Origin of the sequence: Marinifilum sp. JC120, from assembly GCA_004923195.1 — a bacterium.
Taxonomy (GTDB): Bacteria; Desulfobacterota; Desulfovibrionia; order Desulfovibrionales; family Desulfovibrionaceae; genus Maridesulfovibrio.
Genome location: RDSB01000047.1, coordinates 1 through 2,175, shown reverse-complemented (window position 1 = coordinate 2,175; position 2,175 = coordinate 1). Strand labels below are relative to the sequence as shown.

Below are 2,175 nucleotides of genomic sequence, written 5' to 3'. Positions count from 1 at the left end.
AACTGTAAGTAAAACTCTTTGAATCTTTATTCGGGAAAAGCTTGAAAAGAGCTACTTCTTCAGCCTTGCGCTCACCAAGGCTTGAGCTGTTGAAACAGAAATACGCGACTTTCCCGGCTGTTACTGAGGCCGTGAATTCATACTCATTTGCCCCGAGCATGCTACCCATGCCCGGAGTCTGGTGCTCTTTCTTAATTTCCGCCGTAGTTTTCACTCTTTTGGCAACCGAAGTCACGATTGCTCTGGTTCCTGTGGGCTGTGTTGCAGTAGGGCTGACTGTTTTGTCTGCGCAGCCTTCGAGGCTGATGATATTGGGGGTTTTAAAATAATATACGGCTCCAGCTCCAACCTTAGAATCCACATCCTTAGCACCTGAACCAATTAGACTGTAATCACCATGAATTGCCACGCTGCTGGCAAGCTTGGAGTCCGGTTCGGTTTCTATATCATTAATTGTCTTGACTATGCCCCAAGTGCCAATATCTGATTGGCTTTTTGAAAATAGATAGGCCCCGTATTTTGAGGCCACAAGGGCAAGGTCTCCAGAAATTGAAACATCCTTACCAAACTCGGAGAAACCTATTTCACGTATATTTCCATTCTCACGCACGGGCATCAGCCTCTTTACTATTCCCCACTGGTCAGCTCCGCCCTTATCCTTGGAAAACACATATGAACTTCCTACATAATCAACATGTTCAGTACTCCACTGAGGTGCACCAACCAGAAGTAGATCACCGGAGACATCTACTTTCGCCCCGAATTCCATGTCCGTAACTATATCAGAATCACCGTTTTCAAATTGCGGTGAGACCCTTTTAACAATCCCCCAATTATTGGCCCCGCCAGCATTTCTGGAGAAGATATAAACCATGCCTGCACGTTGCGGCCACGAAATTATTTTCCGGGGAGCGCCCACGGCGAGAATATCTCCAGCCACCCCCACAGAGGAGCCAAACTTAAGTCCAGCCTGATTTTCAACAACACCTTCCTTGTTCTGAGGTTCCAGTACTTTCTGCAACTTCCACTGTCCGGGATTATCCCGGTCCGGTGTATAAACATATGCACACCCTACTTCCTGCAAAGAACCGACAGCTAAATTTTCATAGCCGACTACAAGTGTATCTCCGCTAATAGCAACACTGCTTCCGAAATAACCTTTTAAAACCGGCGGCTCGGCATGTAATACCTGCAACAATCCCCAATTATTGTCGCCTCCCTTATTGCGTCCGAAAACATATACTACTCCGGCAAGACGAACTCCATCATAGTCACCATCAGAATCTGAAATCATAAGGTAATCATCACTGATAGCAAGAGTCTTCCCGAAAAGGCTTCCTATTCTGACAACACCCAGATCGCTTAAAGTTATCTTCTTGACAAAACCCCAATTTCCGGGACCACCTTTATCTCTGGAATATACATAGACAGCCCCTGTCTCCTCAATACCTTCAAACGGGGCAGCGACAGCAAGAGCCTCACTACTGAGAGCAACAGAAGCCCCGTATTCCGCCCTTGTCTCAAGAGATCCTGTATCAGCGGCGGTAAACTTATTAATCAATTCCACCGAGGGGGAAGCAAAGCAAAGGGCAGGACATAAAATCAACCCAAAAAAAATCAGGGACAGAATCACTTTCTTCACAACGGGACTCCTGAAAGACAAATTTGAAAATTGGTAAACCTTATAAGCACCGAACAGCCAGCGAGCTTAAATTATTGATTTTACCAAACCCTTCAGGATTGTAATTTGTCAAAGAATTTGCACGTGAATTCCCGTGAAAAAACCCACAACCAACTTATTTATTGGGTTTTATTTGAACCATACCGAGCTATTGCCACTGCCATAAAAAATGTCATGGCCGGAAATATCCCAGCCACGACATCTATTCGTCCTACATTAAACCGCTACAAATCAGCCGCTTATTCTACGAACACAAATCCCCAACAAGGCGACAATAAACAATCCGCAAAGTTCCACCGCAAAGTCTGCCTGTGGATTCATTACACATCCGGTACTGCCACCGGAACCACCGGAAGATCCGCTTGATCCACCAGATGAAACAGTTCCGGGAACCACAGGATCAAGGATCACACCGGGAGTATCGTCCAGATCATAGTCGCCGTTATCTTTCACTGAATAATTAATTGTGTAGGTCCGTGCGCCCACCAGAATCA

Annotated in this window: 2 protein-coding genes; both read right to left on the bottom strand. The window is 45.8% G+C overall.

Going from position 1 to position 2,175, the window contains the following annotated elements; translation table 11 throughout:
* A partial coding sequence (locus D0S45_20190; protein TIH11381.1) for a hypothetical protein occupies positions 1–1,642 on the bottom strand: 1,642 nt, incomplete at its 3' end.
* Positions 1,643–1,912: 270 nt separating this feature from the next.
* Positions 1,913–2,175 (bottom strand): hypothetical protein (locus tag D0S45_20185; GenBank protein ID TIH11380.1); only part of this gene is annotated, 263 nt, incomplete at its 5' end.